We start from the raw sequence: 19,577 nt of genomic DNA, 5'->3' as shown, positions 1-19,577 counted from the left end.
GCGGTGGCGGGGTTCGGGAGCTGTGAGTCGGACGGGATCGTGGGGCTCGGGCGCGCGCTGGCGCAAGGGCAGGTGTCGGCACGGGAGTTGGCGTCAAAAGCGTTGCGGCGGATCGAGGTGACGCAAGGGACGCTCAACGCCTTCCGGTGGATCCGGGACGAGGGAGCCCTGCGCGACGCCGACGCGGCCGACCGGCGGCTGCGGGCGGGGGAGAGAGGGGCACTGCTGGGGGTGCCCGTCGCCGTCAAGGACGACATGGACGTCGCCGGGCTGCCCACCGCCTTCGGTTGCCGCGGCGACTTCCCGGCGAAGCGGACCGACAGCGAGGCCGTGCGCCGGCTCCGCGCCGCCGGCGCCGTGATCGTCGGGAAGACCAACACGCCCGAGCTGGGACAGTGGCCGGTGACCGAAGGGCCGGCGTTCGGGGTGACGCGCAACCCGTGGAACACGGCCTACACGCCCGGTGGCTCCTCCGGCGGCTCGGCGGCGGCCGTCGCCGCCGGAATCGTGCCCGCGGCCCTCGGCTCGGATGGCGCCGGATCCGTGCGCATCCCGGCCGCCTGGACCCATCTGGTGGGCGTCAAGCCGCAGCGGGGACGCATCTCCGCGTGGCCGGAGCGCGAGGCGTTCCGCGGGCTGACGTGCGGCGGAGTGCTGGCCCGTACGGTCGTGGACGCGGCGTTGCTGCTGGCCGCCGCGAGCGGCTCGCACGCCGGTGACCTGCACCGGCCTCCCGCGGTGGATGTGGTCGCCGCCCTGGCGAAGGCCCCGCGGCGGCTGCGGATCGCGACGTCGCTACGACCCGCGTACGCGGCGGTACGGCACCGGCTGGACCCCCGGGTGCGGGCCGCGACCGTGCGCACGGCCGAGCGGCTGGCGGAGCTGGGGCACGAAGTGCTGCCGGAGGAGCCCAGGTTCGGGCCGGTGGGTCTCACGTTCGTACCCCGGTCCATGTCCGGAGTGCGCGAGTGGGCGGGCCGGGTCCCGGAACGGCGGTTGCTCGACGGGCGGACCCACCTCAACGCGCGAGGCGGGCTGGTGCTCGGCGGGGCCGTGCTGCGCGCGGCGCGCGCGGCGGAGGCGCCGCTGCGCACCCGGATGAGCGCGCTGTTCGGCCGCTACGACGTGCTGCTCACACCGACCACGGCCGCGCCGCCGCTGCCTGTGGGCGCACTCGACGGGCTCTCCGGCCGCGAGACCAACTCGCTGATGATCACGGCGTGTCCGTACGCCTGGCCCTGGAACGTCCTGGGCTGGCCCGCCGTGAACGTTCCCGCGGGCTTCACGGAGGACGGGCTGCCACTCGGCTCCCAGTTGCTGGGACCGGCCGGGGCCGAGCCGCTGCTGATGGCCTTGGCGCGACAACTGGAAAGGGCGGAGCGGTGGTTCGAGCAGCGGCCGCCCGTGGACCAGAGCGCGGGGGAAACCGCGCCGTAGGGCAGCCGGTCATCCGGCGGAGCGACCCGACGCCGCGCCGCGATGACGAACCCCCTTTGGGGGAAGGTTTCTTCTTCCGGCACGAAACCGGCCCAGAGAGACTTTTCCCTGTAAGTCGCCATTATTTCCCGGAACTCCGTCCGGCATGCCGTAGATGCCCAATCCGGCCCGAGACGCAACCCGTCCGGGTGAGACGTCGAGGGAGGCCCTGCCCGAGGTGCGTATCCGGCGCTAGCCTCCTTGCGGGATGGCGGGGCCAGGGTGGCCCACGGGCCCGCCGGGTCGCAGGGCCGGGCAGACCGTGGGCGCCGGGAAAGGACGGCGCCGTCCGGAGGGAGGGAACGACGATGAGAACCACCGTGACGTTCGGGGAGCTCGCCACGCTGCACGGCGAGGCGCTGCCGCCGCGCACGGTGCTTTCCAGCCTGCCGGCGGCCAACGGCGACCCGTCGTTGTACCCCATGCTGGTCAGATCCGAGCACGGGACGACCGTGATCTACGCCTGCCAGTACCGGCAGGACGCGGGAAGCCCCGGCCTCCTGGCGGCACTGGGGCTGGCGCCCAGCACCCCGGGGCACACGGTCACCTGCATTCCCGCGGGCGTCACCACCCGTTGACCGCCGACCACCTCGCCGACCACCTCGCCGACCGCACCCGCTGACCGCGCGGAGGGCGCCGCGTCACGGGCACATCCCGACACGGTGTGACGCCACGCGGCACGCCGCGGCCGGCCGAAGACCTCCCTCTCCGTCGTCGGCCGCCCCACCGTACGGATACGGCGGGGCGTTGATCCACCGTGACCAGACCCCGCGGCATGGCTCGCCATCGCCGCGTCCACCAGAGAAACCGAAGGAACTCATCCCCGGCGGCGATCCGCCCGGGGATGGAGTGCCCGGTCCCGTCGGTCCGGCGGTCGGGCGCGGAAGCCCGGCGAGTGCGGCAACCAGGGCATTCCCAGGGCATCCAGTACGTCCCAGGACACGAGCACGTTCCACGTCCAAAGAAAGGGAATGGAATGGACAACCTCATCAGCTTCGAAGAGCTCGCCGAGGTCTCCGGCGAAGTCCTGCCCGAGCGCACGGTCATGGGCATCATGGCCGTCCCGTTCGGCCCCGGCGACGGCGGTGCGGGCAGCGCCGCCGGCAGCTCGTCCAGCGCGGCCAGCGGTGGCGGCGTCTTCGCCCCCGCGCCGAGCGACCACGGCACGACGATCCTGTCGAACTGCCAGTCCTACGACCGGCCGCAGACCGCGGGCCTGCTCGGTTCGCTCGGCCTGCCGTCCCAGAACACCACGAGCGGCGTGACCTGCACGCCCGCGGCCATCTCGAGCCACTGAGCCGCGACGGGTCGCCGACCCGGTAGCGGAACACCGCACCCGCCCGGCGGGGGAGGGCCGTCCCCTCGGTCTTCCCCCGCTGTGTGGCGGGACCGGGCCGTTCACACCAGGTGCCCGAGCGCCGGCACATGAGCCCACACCGTCCGACCGAAACCGAACGCCAACGGGCCCGATGGCCCGTCACCACCGGGGGAGCGCCCATGACCCTGCCCTTCGTCCCGGGCACCGGCCGAGCGGGAGCCTCGCCGGGGCGGCGGCCGACAGCGGCCGAACGGCCGCCCGGGGAGCCCCGGCTGGTGCCCGGCATCGAGCTCGTCGGCGCGTTCGAAGGGTCCGGATACCGCGACCCGCCCCACCTGGTCTGCCGTCCCGACGGACAACTGGTGCGTCTCCCCGGCCTGCTGTATCAGGTCGTCCGGGCGCTGGACGGCCAAACCGAGGACCGACGCGATGCCCTACGCGACGAAGCACGCGATGCCCTTCGTGACGACGCACGCGGCGTCCCACGCGACGAAGCACGCGGTGCCCCACGCGACGACCGGTACGGCGAGCGCCGCGAGGAGCCGCCGACGGACGGTGGCGAGGGCGGCAGCACGCCTGACGGCAGCATGCCTGGTGGCGGCGGGCCCGTCATGGCCCGGGTGGCCGAGGAGCTGAGCCGGGAGACCGGGCGCCGGTTCACCGCCGAACACATCGCGTACCTCATCGACGAGAAGCTCGCTCCCCTGGCGCTCACCACCTACAGCGACGGCTCCCCACCGCCGCCGGCCCGCCGGACCGACCCGTTCCTCTCGTTCCGGTTCCGGCTCGCGGTGGTGCCCGAGCGCGTCACCTGGTTCGTCTCCGGCCTCTTCGCATGGCTCTTCCACCCCTTCCTCGTGTACATCGCGGTCTGCGTCTTCGTGGTCGGCGAGGCGTGGCTGTGGACGACCCAGGAGACCGGGATCGCGTTGCAAGCGGTGCTCACTGCCCCGGGCAGCGTGCTCCTCGTGGTGCTCCTGGCCATCGCCTCGTGCGTCTTCCACGAGTGGGGTCACGGCGCTGCGTGCCGGTACGGAGGCGTCCGGCCCGGTGCCATGGGCTGCGGCATCTACCTCGTCTGGCCCGCCTTCTACACCGACATCACCAACTCCTACCGGCTCGGCAGGGCCGGACGCATCCGGGCCGACCTCGGTGGTGTCTACTTCAACGCGCTGTTCGTCCTCGGCCTGTTGGCGCTGTACGGGGCCACCGGCTTCCAGCCCCTCCTGGTCGCGGTCGTCGCCGTCAACCTGGAGATCATCCAACAGCTCCTCCCCACCCTGCGGTTCGACGGCTACTACATCGTGGCCGACCTCGTCGGCATCCCCGACCTCTTCTCCTACATCGGGCCCATCCTCAAGCGCGTGCTGCTCCGACGCCCGCCGGACGAGCGGCTCCGGGCCCTCAGACGCCGGCCTCAGATCGTGGTCGCGTTCTGGGTGCTGTGCCTGATCCCCGTGCTCCTGCTCCAGGTCGGCATCCTGCTGTACAACCTGCCCCGACTCCTCGCCGCGGACTGGCAGAAGGCCCAGTGGCTGCTGGCGAACGCGGGCGCGTCGGGCCACCAGATCCTCGGCATGACCTCGGCCTGTCTCCAGATCGTGCTGCTCGCCCTGCCCATCGCCGGGCTGTTGCTCGCCCTGGTACGGCCCACGCGTTCGCTCCTCCGGTTCCTCGGCCGGTTCGTCACCCGTGAGGCGGGGAGGGGTGGCGGCGCGTCCGGAGGGCAGGCCGACGGCGTTTCCCGCCGGTGAGGCGCCAGGGCGCCGACGGGGTGTCGGAGCGCGCGGTCAGGGCGCCAGGACGTCCAGTTCGGCCATGGCGCCCGTCGCGATCTCCCGGGTCAGGGCCTCCGCGCGTTCCGCGTCGCGGAGGCGGACCGCCTCGGCGACCCGGACATGGAGCGTGACCGCGGCCGGGTCGGGATCCGTGAACATCACCCGATGCCGGGTCCGGCCGGTGAGCACCTCGGCGACGACGTCGCCGAGGCGGGCGAACATCTCGTTGCCCGAGGCGCGCAGGACGACGCGGTGGAACGCGATGTCGTGCAGCAGATAGGCGTCCAACTGCTGCCCCCGTGAGGTGGCGACCATCCCGAGCGCGTGCTCGGTGAGTTCGGCGCACTGTTCCGGGGTGGCCAGGCGGGCGGCGAGGCCCGCCGCGACGGGTTCCACCGCGGAGCGGAGCACGGTCAGCGACCGGAGCTGGCGGGGGCGGTCGGGTCCGGCCAGCCGCCAGCGGATGACCTGGGGGTCGTAGACGTTCCACTCCTCGGGCGGCAGCACCGTCACGCCGACCCGCCGCCGTGAGCTGACCAGGTGCATGGACTCCAGGACGCGTATCACCTCGCGGACGACCGTGCGCGAGACCCGGAAGCGCTCCTCCAGCTCGTCCGTGCGCAGCACGCTCCCCGGCGGGTAGGCGCCCGCCGTGATCTCGGGTCCCAGGGACTCCAGCACTCGTGCGTGCGGTCCCTGCCCATGGTTGGCCATGAGATCAGCCTACGTGTCCATGGCGAGACGATTAAGTATGACGTTTGAGTCACAGAGGCTTGATACGTCGTACTTCATCAGGTTCAGTGGAGCGGCAGCCGACGCCGAGGATGACGTCGGAGACAGTGAGGTGTACATGACCACCGCCGACAGCGGAGCCACCCCCGGCGACGGGGTGTCCGGCTCGCCCATGCCTCCGGCGACCTCCCGGGTCGTCGTCGTGATGGGCGTCGCCGGTACCGGCAAGACCACCGTCGGCCCCCTCGTGGCGGACGCCCTGGGCGTCCCTTACGCGGAGGGCGACGACTTCCACCCGCCCGCGAACATCGCCAAGATGTCGTCCGGTATCCCGCTGGACGACGCCGACCGGGCCCCCTGGCTCGACGCGATCGGCGCCTGGGCGCGCGACCGGGCGGGCCGCGGAGGGGTGGTGAGCTGCTCCGCGCTCAAGCGCGCGTACCGCGACCGGCTCCGCGCCGCCGCGCCGGGCGTGGTGTTCCTGCACCTCACCGGCGACCGGGAGCTGATCGCCGGCCGGATGGCCGCCCGCAAGGGGCACTTCATGACCACCCGGTTGCTGGACTCGCAGTTCGCGACGCTGGAACCGCTCGCCGCCGACGAGGCCGGCGTCGCCGTGGACGTGGCTCCGGAGGCGTCCGTCATCGCCGAACGGGCGACGGCCGCCCTGCGCCGCGTCTGACCCGCCCGGTCGTTCGCGATCACGCGCTCGTGGTGATGCGTCCCCCACACTCGCGGTGCGCCGCACGCCTCGCGGTGTCCCGTGTCCTCCGCAGTGACCCGTGTTCCTCGTGGTGACCTGTTCGCCTCGTGGTGAACGGGTCACGGTCTCGTCCGGCCGGCCGGTAAGCCTCCGGCGGCGGAACGAAGCGGAGCGGAACGAAGCGGAACGGCCGTTCAGCGCCGTTCCAGGCCCCCACCCCGCGGCCCCGCCGCGCCCCCACACACCCAAGGAAGCCCCGTGAGCACTCTCAGCGTCGAGATGCTGGCCGCGGCCCCCGCCGAACCGATCACCTCGGCGGGCCACGCACAGTTGGGCATCGCCGTGCTCGCCGGCATCGCCGTCATCGTTCTCCTCATCACCCGACTCCGCCTGCACGCGTTCCTCGCGCTGACCGTCGGGTCGCTGGCCCTCGGCGCGGCCGCCGGAGCGCCGCTGGACAAGGCCATCGCGAGTTTCAGCTCCGGCCTGGGCTCCACGGTCGCCGGGGTCGGCGTCCTCATCGCCCTCGGCGCGATACTCGGCAAACTGCTGGCCGACTCCGGCGGTGCCGACCAGATCGTGGACACGATCCTGGCCAAGGCCGGCACTCGGTCGATGCCCTGGGCCGTCGTCCTCATCGCGGGCGTCATCGGACTGCCGCTGTTCTTCGAGGTGGGGATCGTGCTGCTGATCCCCGTGGTGCTGCTGGTGGCCAAGCGCGGCGGGTTCTCCCTGATGCGCATCGGCATCCCGGCCCTGGCCGGCCTCTCCGTGATGCACGGCATGGTCCCGCCGCACCCCGGACCGCTGGCCGCGATCGACGCGATCGGCGCCGACCTCGGGGTGACCCTCGCGCTCGGCGTGCTGATCGCCGTACCGACCGCGGTGATCGCCGGGCCGCTGTTCTCCCGTCTCGCCGCCCGCTGGGTGGACGTCGCCCCGCCCGAGAAGCTGATGCCCCAGCGCCCGTCCGAGGATCTGGAGCGCCGCCCGGGCTTCGGCGTCACCGTGGCCACCGTCCTGCTGCCGGTGGTGCTGATGCTGGTCAAGGCACTCGTCGACGTCGTCGTGGACGATCCGAAGGACCACGTCCAGCGGGTCGCGGACGTCGTCGGCTCCCCGCTGATCGCCCTGCTCGCGGCCGTCCTCGTCGGCATGGTGACGCTCGGCCGGGCCGCCGGCTTCGGCCGTGACCGGCTGGCCTCGACCGTCGAGAAGTCCCTGGCCCCGATCGCCGGCATCCTGCTGATCGTCGGCGCGGGCGGCGGGTTCAAGCAGACGCTGATCGATGTCGGCGTCGGGCGGATGATCCTGGACTTCTCCAAGGACTGGTCCGTCTCCGCCCTCCTCCTGGCCTGGCTGATCGCGGTCGGCATCCGGCTCGCGACCGGCTCCGCGACCGTGGCCACCATCTCGGCCGCCGGACTGGTGGCCCCGCTCGCGGCCGACATGAGCACCGCCCACACCGCCCTCCTCGTGCTGTCCGTCGGCGCCGGCTCGGTGTTCTTCAGCCATGTGAACGACGCGGGTTTCTGGATGGTGAAGGAGTACTTCGGTCTGGAGGTCGGACAGACGCTCAAGACCTGGTCGGTGATGGAGACGATCATCTCGGTGGTGGGGCTGGGGTTCGTGATGCTGCTGTCGCTGGTGATCTAGGCGGGACGGCGGGGTCCAGCCGTCCGCGCCGGCCCCGCCCCTCGCACCGCCCCCGCCGCCCCACACCCCGAGGGCTACTCCCACGAGCGCTACGCCCCGACCGCCTCCGCCAGGTACTTCCGCACCTCCGCGGCATCCTCCGTGGCCAGCCCGATGTACCCGTCCGGCCGGATCAGGAACAGCCCCCGCCCGTAGGCACGCGCCAGATGCCCGTCCACGTCGGTCAGGCGTGCGATCCGCACGAGGGGCCCGGCCACGTCCGCCGGAAGCTCCTCCTCCGCCTCCCGTCCGACGGCGAGGAGGGTGAAGCGCACGGCGTCGAACAGGTCGAAGAGGCGGACCGGCTCGCCGGACTCCGTCGTGCAGGGCGCGTCCGGCGCCCGGTCGCCCGCGCGGGGCGCGTCCTCGGCGAGGCCGGTGCGCGTCTCGCGGGTGAGCGGGCTCTCCCGGTAGCGCAGGTCGAGCTGGTGCGCCTCCTTGCCCCGGTGTCCGCTCAGCTTCAGCCCCTCCCGCCCGGAGCTCCGGTGGATGCGGGTGCTGAGACCGAGCACGCCAGCCGCGACGGGCAGTCGCTCCGCCTCGTACGAGTTGAGGAGCGCCTCCGGAGCACCGTGCCGCACCACGTGCCCCAGCTTCCAGCCCAGGTTGCAGGCGTCCTGGACGCTGGTGTTCAGCCCCTGGGCACCGGCGGGGGAGTGCACGTGGGCGGCGTCCCCGGCGAGGAACACCCGTCCCTCGCGGAACCGTTCCGCCATGGCCGCCCGCGCGCGGAACACCGAGGACCAGTCCACTTCCCCGACCGTGAGTCCGGTCCGCTCCGCGACCAGCGCCCGGATCCCGTCCGGTGACGGGTCCGGCTCGCCGTCCTGGAAAGAGGCGATCAACTGGAAGGCGTCCGTCGCGTACAGCGGGCAGAGGACCAGCATGCCGCCGGGGTGGTCCTGCCAGGTGTGCCAGTGGGTTCGCGGCAGGTCCGCCACGTGCACGTCGGCGACCAGCATCGGCGTCGGGTCGACCGTCTCCCCGGTGAACGGCGTGCCCAGCAGGGTCCGTACGGTGCTGCGCCCGCCGTCCGTGCCGACGAGCCAGGCGGCGCGCACGGTGGACGCCGTGCCGCCCGTGGTCTCCAGGTGTGCGGTGACGCCGTCCTCGTCCTGGGCCAGAGCGGTGAGCCGGGTGCCGAACTCGACCGTGCCGCCGAGCTCCGCGAGCCGTTCCCGCAGGATCTCCTGGGTACGCCACTGCGGCAGCAGCAAGGGCTGGCCGTAGGGCGCGTCGGGCGTCGGGTCGACGCGGGTGAACATGTCCCACTCCGCGACCATCTTCCCGTCCCGCCAACTGCTCATCAGCGGCGCGGGGCCGCCGGCCGCGAGGAAGCGGTCGACGATGCCGAGTGCCGCGAAGTGCTCCAGGGTCCGCGGCTGGATTCCCTTCCCGCGTGAGCCGACGAAGCCCTGCTTCGCCGCGTCGATCAGCCGGAACGGGACACCCTGTCCGGCGAGGAGGCAGGCCAGGACCAGGCCGGACGGGCCGGCGCCGACGATCAGCACGTCCACGTCCCCGGTGGCGTTGGAGTCGAGCATTCCGGGCGTAGTGGGCATTTCCGCGGTAGTCACAGGGTCCCCCCTTAACGGCGTTCAATTTAACGTTGTTAAGGATGTGCTGAACGGCGTTAAGCTGTCAAGGTGGCAAATCGACTGGACCGCGACCAGGTAGTGAGCACTGCGCTGGAGCTGCTGAACGACGTGGGGCTGGAGGGGCTGACCCTGCGCCGCATCGGCAAGGAGCTCGACGTCCAGGCGCCCGCGCTGTACTGGCACTTCAAGAACAAGCAGGATCTGCTGGACGCGATGGCCACGGAGATGCTGCGCCGGCTGAACGCCTCGCAGGAGGCGGAGGGCGGATTCGCCAAGGCGACGTGGCAGGAGACGCTGGCCGGCAGCCACCGGGCGCTGCGGCGGGTGCTGCTCGCCTACCGCGACGGCGCGAAGGTCTACAGCGGTACCCGCTTCACCGACACCTCGTACGCCGTTCCGATGGAGCGGTATCTGGCGTCGCTGGTCGAAGCCGGTTTCACACCCCGGGCCGCCGCCCGGGCGTTCTACACCGTGTACTGCTTCACGATCGGTTACGTCATCGAGGAGCAGTCGGCGGCGGATGATCCGGAACACGGCGTCAAGGGCATCGACGTGTGCGAACGCACCGAACGGCTGGCGGAGTTCCCGCTCGCCGCGGCGGCGGGGCCCGAACTGTTCGGGGACGCTGACGCCGGGTTCGAGGCGGGGCTGACCGCGATCGTCGCGGGCATCGCGGCGACGCGGGAGCGGAGCGGGGAGGCGCGCGCCGCGGACTGAGCGCTCCCGGCGGGCGCCCGGCGCCGGGGCGAAGCGCTGAACTCCGCGCCCGGTCCGCGGAGTTCAGCGCCCGGCTGCCGCCTTCTCCCGCGGGGTCGCCTCCAGCCCCCGCCGCAACAGCGGGGTCAGCCGTCGCTCCACCCCCACGTGCAGCACCCAGGCCAGAGCCAGCATCAGCCCCACCGTCAGCGCCAGCACCCCGTACGACGGGATCCCCAGCCTCCGGTGCAACACCTCCACCACGACCCACCCCAGGTGCTCGTGGACGAGGTAGAAGGGGTAGGTCAGCGCCCCCGCGATGGTCAGCCACCGCCAGGACGGCCACCGGGCCCCGCCCACGGCCACGGCCGCGACCGCCGCGTACCCGAGCGCGAGCACGGCGATGATGACGAGCGGGGAGCGGTACGAGAAGTGGTGCGGGCCGGGGGGATGCCACAGGCCCGCCACCGCGTAGTGCTGGCCGATCAGGAAGCTCACCGCGACGATCCCCCAGGCGGTCAGCGAGTGACCGTACCGGTGGACGAGGTAGAGGCCGATGCCGCCGATGAAGAACGACGAGTCCGCCGGCATCACCACCACCTTGAGCGCCTCGACGTGCGCGGCCGTGGTGAGCGCCGAGACGAGCGTCCACACCGCGCAGAAGAGGATCACGCGGTGGCGGGTCGCTCCCGGCAGGACGACGAAGAGGGCGAAGAGGGCGTAGAAGCGCACCTCCACCCACAGCGTCCAGCACACGCCGAGCACCCGCTCGGCCCCGACCGGCTGTTGGAGCATCGTCAGGTTGACCAGCGTGTCGCTGGCGGAGACCGAGCCGTAGTGCCGGGCGAACGGGAGCGCGAAGGCGGCGGTGACCAGCAGGATCGCCGCCCAGTAGGCGGGGTAGAGGCGCGCGGCGCGGGAGGCGGTGAAGGAGCGGAGGGAGCGCCCCCAGCCGCTCATGCAGATGACGAAGCCGCTGATGAGGAAGAAGATCTGGACGCCCAGGCAGCCGTAGGCGAACGCCTGTGACAGGTGGGGGAATTGAAGGCGTGGCGAGGTACCCCACGCCTTGGTTATCTCGCCGCCGCGGCCGCCGTAGTGGTACAGCGCGACCATGAGAGCGGCGATGAGGCGGAGGCCGTCGAGGGCGGTGAGGCGGTGGTGACGGCGGGGGGTGGGGTGCCCCGGTCCCTGCCCCAAAGGGGGCATCCCCACTTCGCCGTTTCCTGGGGCTGCGCCCCAGACCCCCTTTTCGCGGCCTCGCCGCTCGTCCTCAATCGCCGGACGGGCTGATATGGCCCGTCCGGCGATTGAGGACAGTGCGCGCAGCGCGCTTCGGGGGTGCGGGGGCTTGCCCCAGCGAGAAGCGGCGAAGTGGGGGTGCCCCCTCTGGGGGAGGGGCTGGGGCTCCACTCCTGGCCGGCTCACTTGCGCCCCTTCCCGCGCAGCCGCCGCTGCACCACCCGCGCCCGGCGCGCCAGCCGGCGGACCGCAGGGTTCCGCGGGAGGAAGGCGAGGCGCGAAGGAAGAGCGCCCGGGAGGCCCAGGGCCGTGAGGCGGCGGCGTTTGAAGTAGCGGCGGGTGCGGGCGTCCAGGCGCTGTGCCAGGTAGCGCTCGGCGACCGGTCGCAGGTCGGGGTTGACGCGCGGCTGCATCGCGTAACCCACCGCCGCCAGCAGGCCGTTCAGCTCGGACGCGTCCGGTGGCACCGCGTCGCCGGCCGCCTGCTCCAGCGCGGGCAGCAGCGCGTCGACGATCGTCACCGGCGCCCGGTTGCCGTTCTCGTACGGCGTGAGGCGGTCGAGCAGCAGGTCCGTGCCGGTGCGGGCGGCCGGGATGCCGTAGAAGACACCCGCCGTGACCAGCGCGGTCGAGAAGCAGCCGGCCACCAGGGCGGGCCGCAGCCGCTGGAACACCACCTCCGCCAGGGCGGTGGCGTCCAGCACGGTGAGCCGGACCCCGAGCCGGCCGGCCTCCTCCTCCAGCAGCCGCGACCAGCGGGCCGGGGCCGTCGGGTGCGGCTTGAACACGACGTCCCGGTGGCCGCGCCCGGCCACGCCCCGCAGCATGCGGACGTGCAGCCGTTCCTCTTCCTCGGGCGTGAGAATCCCCAGCGCCGAGAGGTACTGGCCGAGCAGCAGCGCGGCACCCTCCGGGGCGGGCGGCGGCGGGGTGGCGTCCGCCAACTCGGCCAGCACCTTGGTGAAGACCTCGCCGGGGACGATCTCCGGGCGGACCCCGAACTCCCGGAGCAGCAAGGGCCGCAGGCCCGGTACGAGGTCCAGGTGGAGCAGCCGGCGGACCCGCGTGCCGACCAGCGGATCGAGCCTGCTGCGCGTCGGGCCGTAGCTCATCAGCCCGTCCGCGTAGACGTCCAGCGGGGCGTCGGGGAAGATCCGGGCGACCGCGAGGGCGGGGTCGACCTGGAGGGATTCGAGGACGAGCGACACGTCGTCCGTCCCCAGGTCCCACAGCAGCCTCAAGTGCCGCTCCCACAACGGGACGTCGTCGGGGCGCGGCGACCAGCCGCCGGGGTGCAGCGGGCTGATGACGTCGTTCCAGGAGACGACGTCGTCGAAGCGGGTGCGGAGCCGGTCGAAGCCGGGGGCCAGGTCGGGTCCGGGGGTGGTCTCGGGGACGGCGGCGTTGTTGGTGACGAGCAGCAGCCGACGGCCGGCCGCGGCGAACAGGCCGGCGTCGAGGGCGGCGGCGAGGGTCGCGGCGCCGTAGAGGGTGGAGGCCAGGAAGACCTGGACGGTGCGCGGATGCCCGGGCATCAGGCGGGCACCCCCGTCCGGGGCGCGGGCACGGGCCGGCGGCGCAGCCTGCGCAGCCGGGCCGCCCGGTCGGCGTCCATCGCGTTCAGGGCGTCGTTCAGCAAGGCCGGGGGCATCCGTTTCATCGCGGCGGCACTCATCGACCGCAGGGCGCGGGCGACATCCGGTTCGAAGCGTTCGATGGAACCGAGGTGGTGGGAAATGATCGCGCAATAGGTGCGCACGGCTTTCGGCAGCAGCGCGTCGGCGTCCCGGTCCCGCCGGGTTTCCTCGATCACCTGGTCGAATGCGCGCAGGAAATCCAACTGCCGGACATCACCGATCTGCGTGAGGGACGAGGCCACTCCCCGGCGGTAGAAGACGCCGAGCAGCCCGGCTATCGCGAAACTCCGGGCCTCCCGGTGCAGCCGCCAGATCCAGGGCCGGTCCTCGGCGGTGCGCAGTCCGTGCCGGAAATGCAGAAGTCCGTCGTCCAGCAGCCGTCGGTGGTAGATGCCGGCCCAGGCGTACGGGTAGTCGACGGAGGTCGAGCGGTCGGCGGGGAGTATCGCGTCGCGTGGGTCGAGGACGACGCCGCGCCGGCCGTCGGGGACGCGGTGGAGGCTGCGGTTCCGGCCGGTGCACTGCACATGGTCGGTGCGGACGAAGTCCACCCCCAGATCCTCGATGACCTGCACCAACCGTTCGTAATGGCCGGGTGCGAGCCAGTCGTCGCCGTCCAGGAAGGTCACATATTCGCCCTGGGCCGCGTCCAGCCCGGTGTTGCGGGCGGTGGCCAGGCCGCCGTTCTTGTGGTGGCGCTTCAGCACCACCCCGGGGATATCCTCCCGGGCCCGTTCCAGAAGCGCGGGTGTGCCGTCGGTCGAACAATCGTCGACGAAAATGAATTCGAAATCGTCGCGGGTGTTCGCATTCAGGCTGCGCAGGGTGTCCGAGGCGTAGGTCTGCACATTGAAGAACGGCACGATGACGGAGAGCTTGACCACTCGCGTCACGGTAGGTGACGCCCCGGCATTCGTTCTTTCCGGTGCTGTAAGCGAAGATGAACGAAGTGCGGCGGAATGATGAACCGGACGCGCGTGCCGGCCGCTTCGCCGCATGGCGGCGCGCTGTTAACCGAGTGTTGAACCCGCGTTGGTCAGCCAAACCGGATCGATTCCTATCGTCGGTGCCGTGCCCGCAGCGCCCTTGATGACCTCATGTACCGAATCCCCGCCCCGCGTCGCCGTACTCGCGGACTCCGACACCCGGTGGAAATGGGGAGCGCTCACCGCGCACCGGCTCGCGCCCGGCGCCCGCCTGGACGGCTTCCTGCTGCGCGGCCGGGCCACCCCCACCTCCCGCCAGCTCACCGAAGTCGGAGTGCGGGCCGACGCGTTGCGGGAGGTGACGGCGGTCGAGTTCGCGGGCGCGGCCGGCCGGCCCCCGTACGACGTCGTCCTCCTCGCCTGCGTCGGCGGCGCGGTCCAGGCGATGCTGCACGCGCTCGCCCGGGCCTGGTCCGACGCCGGACGCCGCCCGGTGGTCGTGACCGGCTACGTCGGCGTCGTCTACGAGAAGCTCGCCGACGGCCTGCTGTTGCGGCACGGGGCCGATGTCGTGCTCGCCAACTCCCGGCACGACGCGGACCGTTTCCGCGCGGTGTACGAGGGGGTCGGCGCCCCGGTGGACGGCGTCACGGAGTGCGCCCTGCCGTTCCTCGGAGGGCGCCCGTACGAGCCCGCGCCCCGCGAAATGCGGCCGTACACCGTCACGTTCGCCGCGCAACCGTCCGTACCGGAGAGTCGAGCGGACCGGCTGTACCTGTTGCGGCGGGCCGCCGGACACGCCCGGGCGCATCCGGACCGCGAGGTGCTGATCAAGCTGCGCAGCAAACCCGGTGAGCACACGACACACATCGAGGAACACCCGTACCAGAAGCTCGTCGGCCGGCTCCCCGGCGGCCTCCCCGTCAACTGCCGCCTGGTGTACGGCAACATGGGCGCGGTCCTGGACCGCACCGACCTGCTGGTCACCGTCAGCTCGACCGCCGCCCTGGAAGCCCTGCACCGGTCCGTCCCCACGGCCGTCCTCACCGACCTCGGCATCCGCGAACAGCTCGGCAACCACCACTTCCTCGGCTCCGGCTGCCTCGTCTCCTGGGACCAGCTCGACGCCGGACGGCTGCCGAAGCCCGAGCCCGCGTGGTCGGCCCGGCAGGGCGTGGCCGCCGAGCAGCCGTACGAGCGGGCGTTCGACGCGGCGCGGCGGCGGGTCGCGGACCTCGTCGCCCGTGACCGACTGCCGCCCCTCAGCCCGTACTACACACCCGAAACGGCCCCCGGCTACCTGCCCGCCGTCCTCGCCCGCCACGGATTCGACCCCCACGGGCGTCCGCTGCCCGGCCGCGCGTCACCCCCGCCCGGCGGGGGCGCCCTGCGCCGCGCCGGGCGCGGGGTCCTGCGCGGTGCCGCCCGCGGGGCGTACCGGCACGGCGTGCAGCGGGTGGCACCCGTCATTCGGCGGATGGGGGAGCTGTGAGCCCGGCGACCGACGCCCGCCACCGCACCCCGCACCCCCGCCGCCCCGCGCCGGACGGCGCGGCCGGAGCACCCGAGCCCGAGGAGTCCTTGATGCCCTCCGTCCTCGCCGTCGTCCCCGCCCGCGGCGGATCCAAAGGCGTGCCGGGCAAGAACCTGGCGCCCGTCGGCGGGATACCGCTCGTCGCCCGCGCGGTGCGTGCCTGCCGGGCGGCCACCCTCGTCACCGACGTCGTCGTCTCGACCGACGACCCCGCCGTCGCCGCCGCGGCCCGCGCGGCCGGCGCGGAAGTCGTCGAGCGGCCCGCGGAACTCGCCGGGGACACGGCGACCAGCGAGGCGGCGGTGCTGCACGCCCTGGACGCGTACGAGTCGGCGTCGGGGCGGGCGGTCGACACCGTCCTCCTCGTGCAGTGCACCAGCCCCTTCGTCACCGCCGAGGAGATCGACGGCGTCGCCGCGGCGGTGCATCGGGGGGAGGCGGACTGTGCGCTGACCGTGGCGCCTTTTCACGGCTTTCTGTGGCGGGAGGGGGATGAAGCGCTTCCCCCGGCGGACCCCGGCCGTACCGCCACCGCGCCCCCGCCCACCGGCGCCCGGGGCGTCAACCACGACGCGTCCCACCGCCCCCGCAGGCAGGACCGCCCCCGGGATCTGCTGGAGACCGGAGCCGCCTACGCCATGCGGGCCGACGGGTTCCGCGCCGCGCGGCACCGCTTCTTCGGACGTGTCGAGCCCGTCCGTACCGACCCCGCGCGGGTCCTGGAAGTGGACGACCCCGCCGACCTGGCGCGCGCCCGCGCCCTCGCACCTCTCCTGGACGCCGACGCGCCCGCCATGGATTCCCCCGCCGCGCGGCCGGCCGACGGCACACCGGTCGGCATGCCGGACGCCTTCCCGCACGGCTTCCCCGGGCGTGACGACATCGACGCCGTCGTCCTCGACTTCGACGGGACGCAGACCGACGACCGGGTCCTGGTGAACGCCGAGGGGCACGAGTTCGTCGCCGTGCATCGCGGCGACGGTCTCGGGGTCGCCGCGCTGCGCCGCGCCGGGCTGGCGGTGCTGATCCTGTCCACCGAGGTCAACGGCGTCGTCGCCGCCCGCGCCCGCAAGCTGCGGGTGCCGGTGGTGCACGGCACCGACCACAAGGACGCCGCGCTCAAGGAGTGGTGCGCCGAACACGGCATCGATCCGGAGCGCGTGCTCTACGCCGGGAACGACGTCAACGACCTGCCCTGCCTCCGGCTCGTCGGCTGGCCCGTGGCCGTCGCGGACGCCCACCCCGCCGTACGCGCCGCGGCCCGGGCCGTGACCCGCAAGCCCGGCGGCGCGGGCGCGGTCCGCGAGATCGCCGGACGGATTCTGGGCCCTGAGCTCTGACACCCCACGCTGCGGACCCTCGCACCCCAGACCTCACGTCTCGCATCCCACGCCTCACATCTCGCACCCCACACCCCACACCCCGCAATCCCACGCCGCACACCCAACGTCTGCCGAACCCCGTCGAGTACCCGAGACGCACCATCCCCCCCCCGCCACTCCGCCCGGCTTCCCCTGGCTCTCCTCCGAGCCTCCGGGCCCCGCCTCGCACCGCTCGCCGGGCTCCACACCCCCGCTCCACCGTCCCCACACGAAGGAACCGCATTCCCATGACACCCGTGAACCTCGCCGGTCCCTCCGCCGCCTCCGGTCTCCCCGCGGCCGCTGCCGGCACCCGCACCCGTCACCTCGGCGACCGCCCGGTGGGCCCCGGACACCCCGTGTACATCACCGGTGAAATCGGGATCAACCACAACGGTGACCTCGGTACCGCACTCGCCCTCGTCGATGCCGCGGCGGACGCGGGCTGTGACGCGGTCAAGTTCCAGAAGCGGACCCCGGAGGTCTGCACTCCGCGCAGTCAATGGGCACTCGAACGGGACACCCCCTGGGGCCGAATGACGTACATCGACTACCGCCACCGGGTGGAGTTCGGGGAAGACGAATACCGCAGGATCGACGAGCACTGCCGCGCCCGCGGCATCGCCTGGTTCGCCTCGCCGTGGGACGTCGAGTCCGTCGCCTTCCTGGAGAAGTTCGACCTCCCGGCCCACAAGGTCGCCTCCGCCTCGCTCACCGACGACGAGCTCCTGCGCACCCTGCGCGCCACCGGCCGCACGATCGTGCTGTCCACCGGCATGTCCACACCCCAGCAGATCCGGCACGCCGTCGAGGTACTGGGCAGCGAGAACATCGTGCTCTGCCACACCACTTCCACCTACCCGGCCCGGGCCGCCGAGCTCAACCTGCGCGTCATCCACACGCTCCAGGCCGAGTACCCCAACGTCCCCATCGGCTACTCGGGCCACGAGACCGGTCTCCAGACCACCCTGGCGGCCGTCGCCCTCGGCGCCGCCTTCGTCGAGCGGCACATCACCCTCGACCGCGCCATGTGGGGCTCCGACCAGGCCGCCTCCGTCGAACCCGGCGGTCTGCAGCGGCTGGTGCGCGACATCCGGGTGGTCGAGGAGTCCCTGGGGGACGGGGTCAAGCGGGTGTACGACAGCGAACTGGCCCCGATGCGCAAGCTCCGCCGGGTACCGGGCGTCGTCGCCGAGGCGGGGGAACGGGCCGACCGAACGGACCGGACGGACCGGGCCGACGCTGACGGGACCGACGGGACCGGTGGGACCGACGGATCCCGCGGAGGCGACCGGACCGACGGAAGCGACCGGACATCCGGGGCCGCCGCGGCCGCCGCGACCGCCGCGACCGGTGACCGCGCACCGGCCGCGGTCTGACGGGCGCATCCGATGACCGAACCCGCCGACGGCCCGGTGGACCCGCGGGACCCCCGGCGGCCCGGGGACCCCGCCGCCGCACCGGACCCCGGCCCGGCCGGGACCCTGGCCTTCGTGGAAAGCCCGGTCCAGCTCCTCAACGTCCTGGAGTGGGCACACGCCCGCACAGGTGCTGCCCCCACGCCTCCGGTGCCGCCCGTGCCTCCGGCCCCCCTCTCGCCCTCACCGCTCCCCGCGCCCGCCCCGCTGCGCGCCGGCGTCCCCCGCCAGACCGACCGCCACACCGCGGACCACCGCCCGCTCCCGGGCGCCACCACCGGCGCCACCACCGGCGACGGCGTCGGCGGCACCACCGACGACGGCACCGGCACCCCCACCCGCGGCAGCTCCCGCGCGACCGACGACACCGTCATCGTCGTCCTCGCCCCCCACGACCCCATGACCCGCGGCCAGCTCCGCCGGATGGCCGAGCTGGCCCGCGAGCAGGGGTACCGGCTGCGCTGGGAGGAGGCGCGCGGTGGGGCCGGGGCGCCGGTGCAGACCGTCGGGGGGCTGGCCGGGCCGCTGCGCGCCGCCCGCCGCATCGTCATCGGCGACCCGTTCTCGCGCTACGTGCAACTGCTGCTCACCCTCACCCGGGCCCGGGAACTGGTGGTGGTGGACGACGGGACGGCCACCATGGAGTTCGTCGGCCAACTCGCGCGCGGGGAACGGTTCGTACGGTGGCACCGCCATCGGGGCGGGCGCGGTGGGTGGGGAGCGCGTGACATCGTTTTCGCGCCGGTGTCCGCTTCGGCGCGCCGGATGCTCACCCCGAACAACCGCCGAAGTGTGGAGCTGTTCACCTCGATGCCGGTCGAACCGCCCCCGGGGGTCTCCGTCACGGCGAACACCTTCGCCTGGACCCGCGCGGCGTTCGGCCCGCCGCGCCTCACCCGGAGCACGGACCTCGTCGGAACCTCCCTGGTCGAGACGGGGGTCGTGGAGGCGGAGCGCTACCTGGAGGCCGTCGCGGCGCTGGCCGGGGCACACGGTGCCACCCGCTACTTCGCGCACCGCCGCGAGGACACCGACAAGCTGCGCCTCATAGCGGGGCGGCTCGGCCTGGAGGTCGTCCGGCCCGATCTGCCCCTGGAACTGACGGCCCGGCGCGGGCCCATAGGGCGTACGGTGCTCAGCTTCCCGTCCACCGTCGTGCACACGCTGCCGCTCGCGCTCGCCGGGACCGGGGTGACCGTGGCCGTCTGCGACATCGACCCCGGCTGGCTCACGGCCCACGCCTCGCCCCGCGCCGAGGGCTTCCTCTCCCGCGTCACGGGCAGCGCCCGCGATGTGCGCCGCCTACCCCGGATGTCGGCCCACGCCAGTACCACCTGACGGTGTCTCGCAAAGGTACGCCGTAAATACGGGTCATACCCCCCTCCCGACCCATCCATGCGGCTGAACTTTTCATGATCGGAGGGCAGTTGCCCCGTGCAGGGCTCTACTCTTCAAAGGGTGAA

At 73.0% G+C, this 19,577-nt stretch carries 16 protein-coding genes; 11 read left to right on the top strand and 5 right to left on the bottom strand.

Annotation, left to right across the window (positions count from 1 at the left end; all coding sequences use genetic code 11):
- The first annotated feature begins 3 nt into the window (after positions 1–3).
- From ACZ6X9_RS04130 to ACZ6X9_RS04115, 4 genes are all read left to right on the top strand, one after another.
- On the top strand, positions 4–1,437 hold the full coding sequence (locus tag ACZ6X9_RS04130; protein ID WP_469776648.1) for an amidase: 1,434 nt from the start codon (positions 4–6) through the stop codon (positions 1,435–1,437).
- Between the two features lie 347 nt (positions 1,438–1,784).
- On the top strand, positions 1,785–2,054 hold the full coding sequence (locus ACZ6X9_RS04125) for a hypothetical protein (RefSeq protein WP_469776328.1): 270 nt from the start codon (positions 1,785–1,787) through the stop codon (positions 2,052–2,054).
- A 398-nt stretch (positions 2,055–2,452) separates the two neighbouring features.
- Entirely contained in the window at positions 2,453–2,773 is a 321-nt protein-coding gene (locus ACZ6X9_RS04120) for a hypothetical protein (RefSeq protein ID WP_469776327.1), read from the top strand.
- 200 nt (positions 2,774–2,973) lie between these two features.
- Positions 2,974–4,548 carry a hypothetical protein gene (locus ACZ6X9_RS04115; RefSeq protein WP_469776326.1) on the top strand — a complete coding sequence of 525 codons (1,575 nt, stop codon included), beginning with the start codon at positions 2,974–2,976 and terminating at the stop codon, positions 4,546–4,548.
- A 36-nt stretch (positions 4,549–4,584) separates the two neighbouring features.
- On the opposite strand, the gene ACZ6X9_RS04110 is transcribed toward ACZ6X9_RS04115, so the two are convergent.
- Positions 4,585–5,286 carry a FadR/GntR family transcriptional regulator gene (locus ACZ6X9_RS04110; protein WP_469776325.1) on the bottom strand — a complete coding sequence of 234 codons (702 nt, stop codon included), beginning with the start codon at positions 5,284–5,286 and terminating at the stop codon, positions 4,585–4,587.
- Positions 5,287–5,476: 190 nt separating this feature from the next.
- Here ACZ6X9_RS04110 and ACZ6X9_RS04105 point away from each other — a divergent pair, with 190 nt between their 5' ends.
- Entirely contained in the window at positions 5,477–5,986 is a 510-nt protein-coding gene (locus ACZ6X9_RS04105; protein ID WP_469776647.1) for a gluconokinase, read from the top strand.
- Between the two features lie 279 nt (positions 5,987–6,265).
- The gene (locus ACZ6X9_RS04100; RefSeq protein ID WP_469776324.1) at positions 6,266–7,663 is read left to right on the top strand and encodes a GntT/GntP/DsdX family permease; all 1,398 of its coding nucleotides are present in this window, start codon (positions 6,266–6,268) and stop codon (positions 7,661–7,663) included.
- An 89-nt stretch (positions 7,664–7,752) separates the two neighbouring features.
- Here ACZ6X9_RS04100 and ACZ6X9_RS04095 read toward each other — a convergent pair whose 3' ends face one another.
- Positions 7,753–9,264 carry an FAD-dependent monooxygenase gene (locus ACZ6X9_RS04095; RefSeq protein ID WP_469776323.1) on the bottom strand — a complete coding sequence of 504 codons (1,512 nt, stop codon included), beginning with the start codon at positions 9,262–9,264 and terminating at the stop codon, positions 7,753–7,755.
- Positions 9,265–9,348: 84 nt separating this feature from the next.
- Between ACZ6X9_RS04095 and ACZ6X9_RS04090 the strand changes: the two genes are divergently transcribed.
- Positions 9,349–10,017, top strand: a complete 669-nt coding sequence (locus tag ACZ6X9_RS04090) for a TetR/AcrR family transcriptional regulator C-terminal domain-containing protein (RefSeq protein ID WP_469776322.1) — start codon at positions 9,349–9,351, stop codon at positions 10,015–10,017.
- 63 nt (positions 10,018–10,080) lie between these two features.
- On the opposite strand, the gene ACZ6X9_RS04085 is transcribed toward ACZ6X9_RS04090, so the two are convergent.
- The 3 genes from ACZ6X9_RS04085 to ACZ6X9_RS04075 all read right to left on the bottom strand — a co-directional run bounded on the left by ACZ6X9_RS04085 (position 10,081) and on the right by ACZ6X9_RS04075 (position 13,759).
- Positions 10,081–11,205, bottom strand: a complete 1,125-nt coding sequence (locus tag ACZ6X9_RS04085) for an acyltransferase family protein (protein ID WP_469776646.1) — start codon at positions 11,203–11,205, stop codon at positions 10,081–10,083.
- A 215-nt stretch (positions 11,206–11,420) separates the two neighbouring features.
- Complete coding sequence (locus tag ACZ6X9_RS04080; RefSeq protein ID WP_469776321.1) at positions 11,421–12,773, bottom strand: polysialyltransferase family glycosyltransferase; 1,353 nt, start codon at positions 12,771–12,773, stop codon at positions 11,421–11,423.
- Positions 12,773–13,759, bottom strand: a complete 987-nt coding sequence (locus ACZ6X9_RS04075) for a glycosyltransferase family 2 protein (RefSeq protein WP_469776320.1) — start codon at positions 13,757–13,759, stop codon at positions 12,773–12,775. The genes ACZ6X9_RS04080 and ACZ6X9_RS04075 overlap by 1 nt, the downstream gene beginning before the upstream one ends.
- A gap of 205 nt (positions 13,760–13,964) precedes the next feature.
- Here ACZ6X9_RS04075 and ACZ6X9_RS04070 point away from each other — a divergent pair, with 205 nt between their 5' ends.
- The 4 genes from ACZ6X9_RS04070 (at position 13,965) to ACZ6X9_RS04055 (ending at position 19,452) form a co-directional block, all read left to right on the top strand.
- On the top strand, positions 13,965–15,293 hold the full coding sequence (locus ACZ6X9_RS04070; protein ID WP_469776319.1) for a DUF6716 putative glycosyltransferase: 1,329 nt from the start codon (positions 13,965–13,967) through the stop codon (positions 15,291–15,293).
- A 92-nt stretch (positions 15,294–15,385) separates the two neighbouring features.
- Positions 15,386–16,675 (top strand): cytidylyltransferase domain-containing protein, encoded by a 1,290-nt coding sequence (locus ACZ6X9_RS04065; RefSeq protein WP_469776645.1) that lies wholly within the window; start codon positions 15,386–15,388, stop codon positions 16,673–16,675.
- A 269-nt stretch (positions 16,676–16,944) separates the two neighbouring features.
- Complete coding sequence (locus ACZ6X9_RS04060) at positions 16,945–18,075, top strand: N-acetylneuraminate synthase family protein (protein WP_469776318.1); 1,131 nt, start codon at positions 16,945–16,947, stop codon at positions 18,073–18,075.
- 12 nt (positions 18,076–18,087) lie between these two features.
- Complete coding sequence (locus tag ACZ6X9_RS04055; RefSeq protein WP_469776317.1) at positions 18,088–19,452, top strand: hypothetical protein; 1,365 nt, start codon at positions 18,088–18,090, stop codon at positions 19,450–19,452.
- Positions 19,453–19,577 lie beyond the last annotated feature (125 nt).

Source organism: Streptomyces sp. NPDC052910, from assembly GCF_055585605.1.
This window is presented reverse-complemented; position numbering and strand designations above follow the sequence as displayed.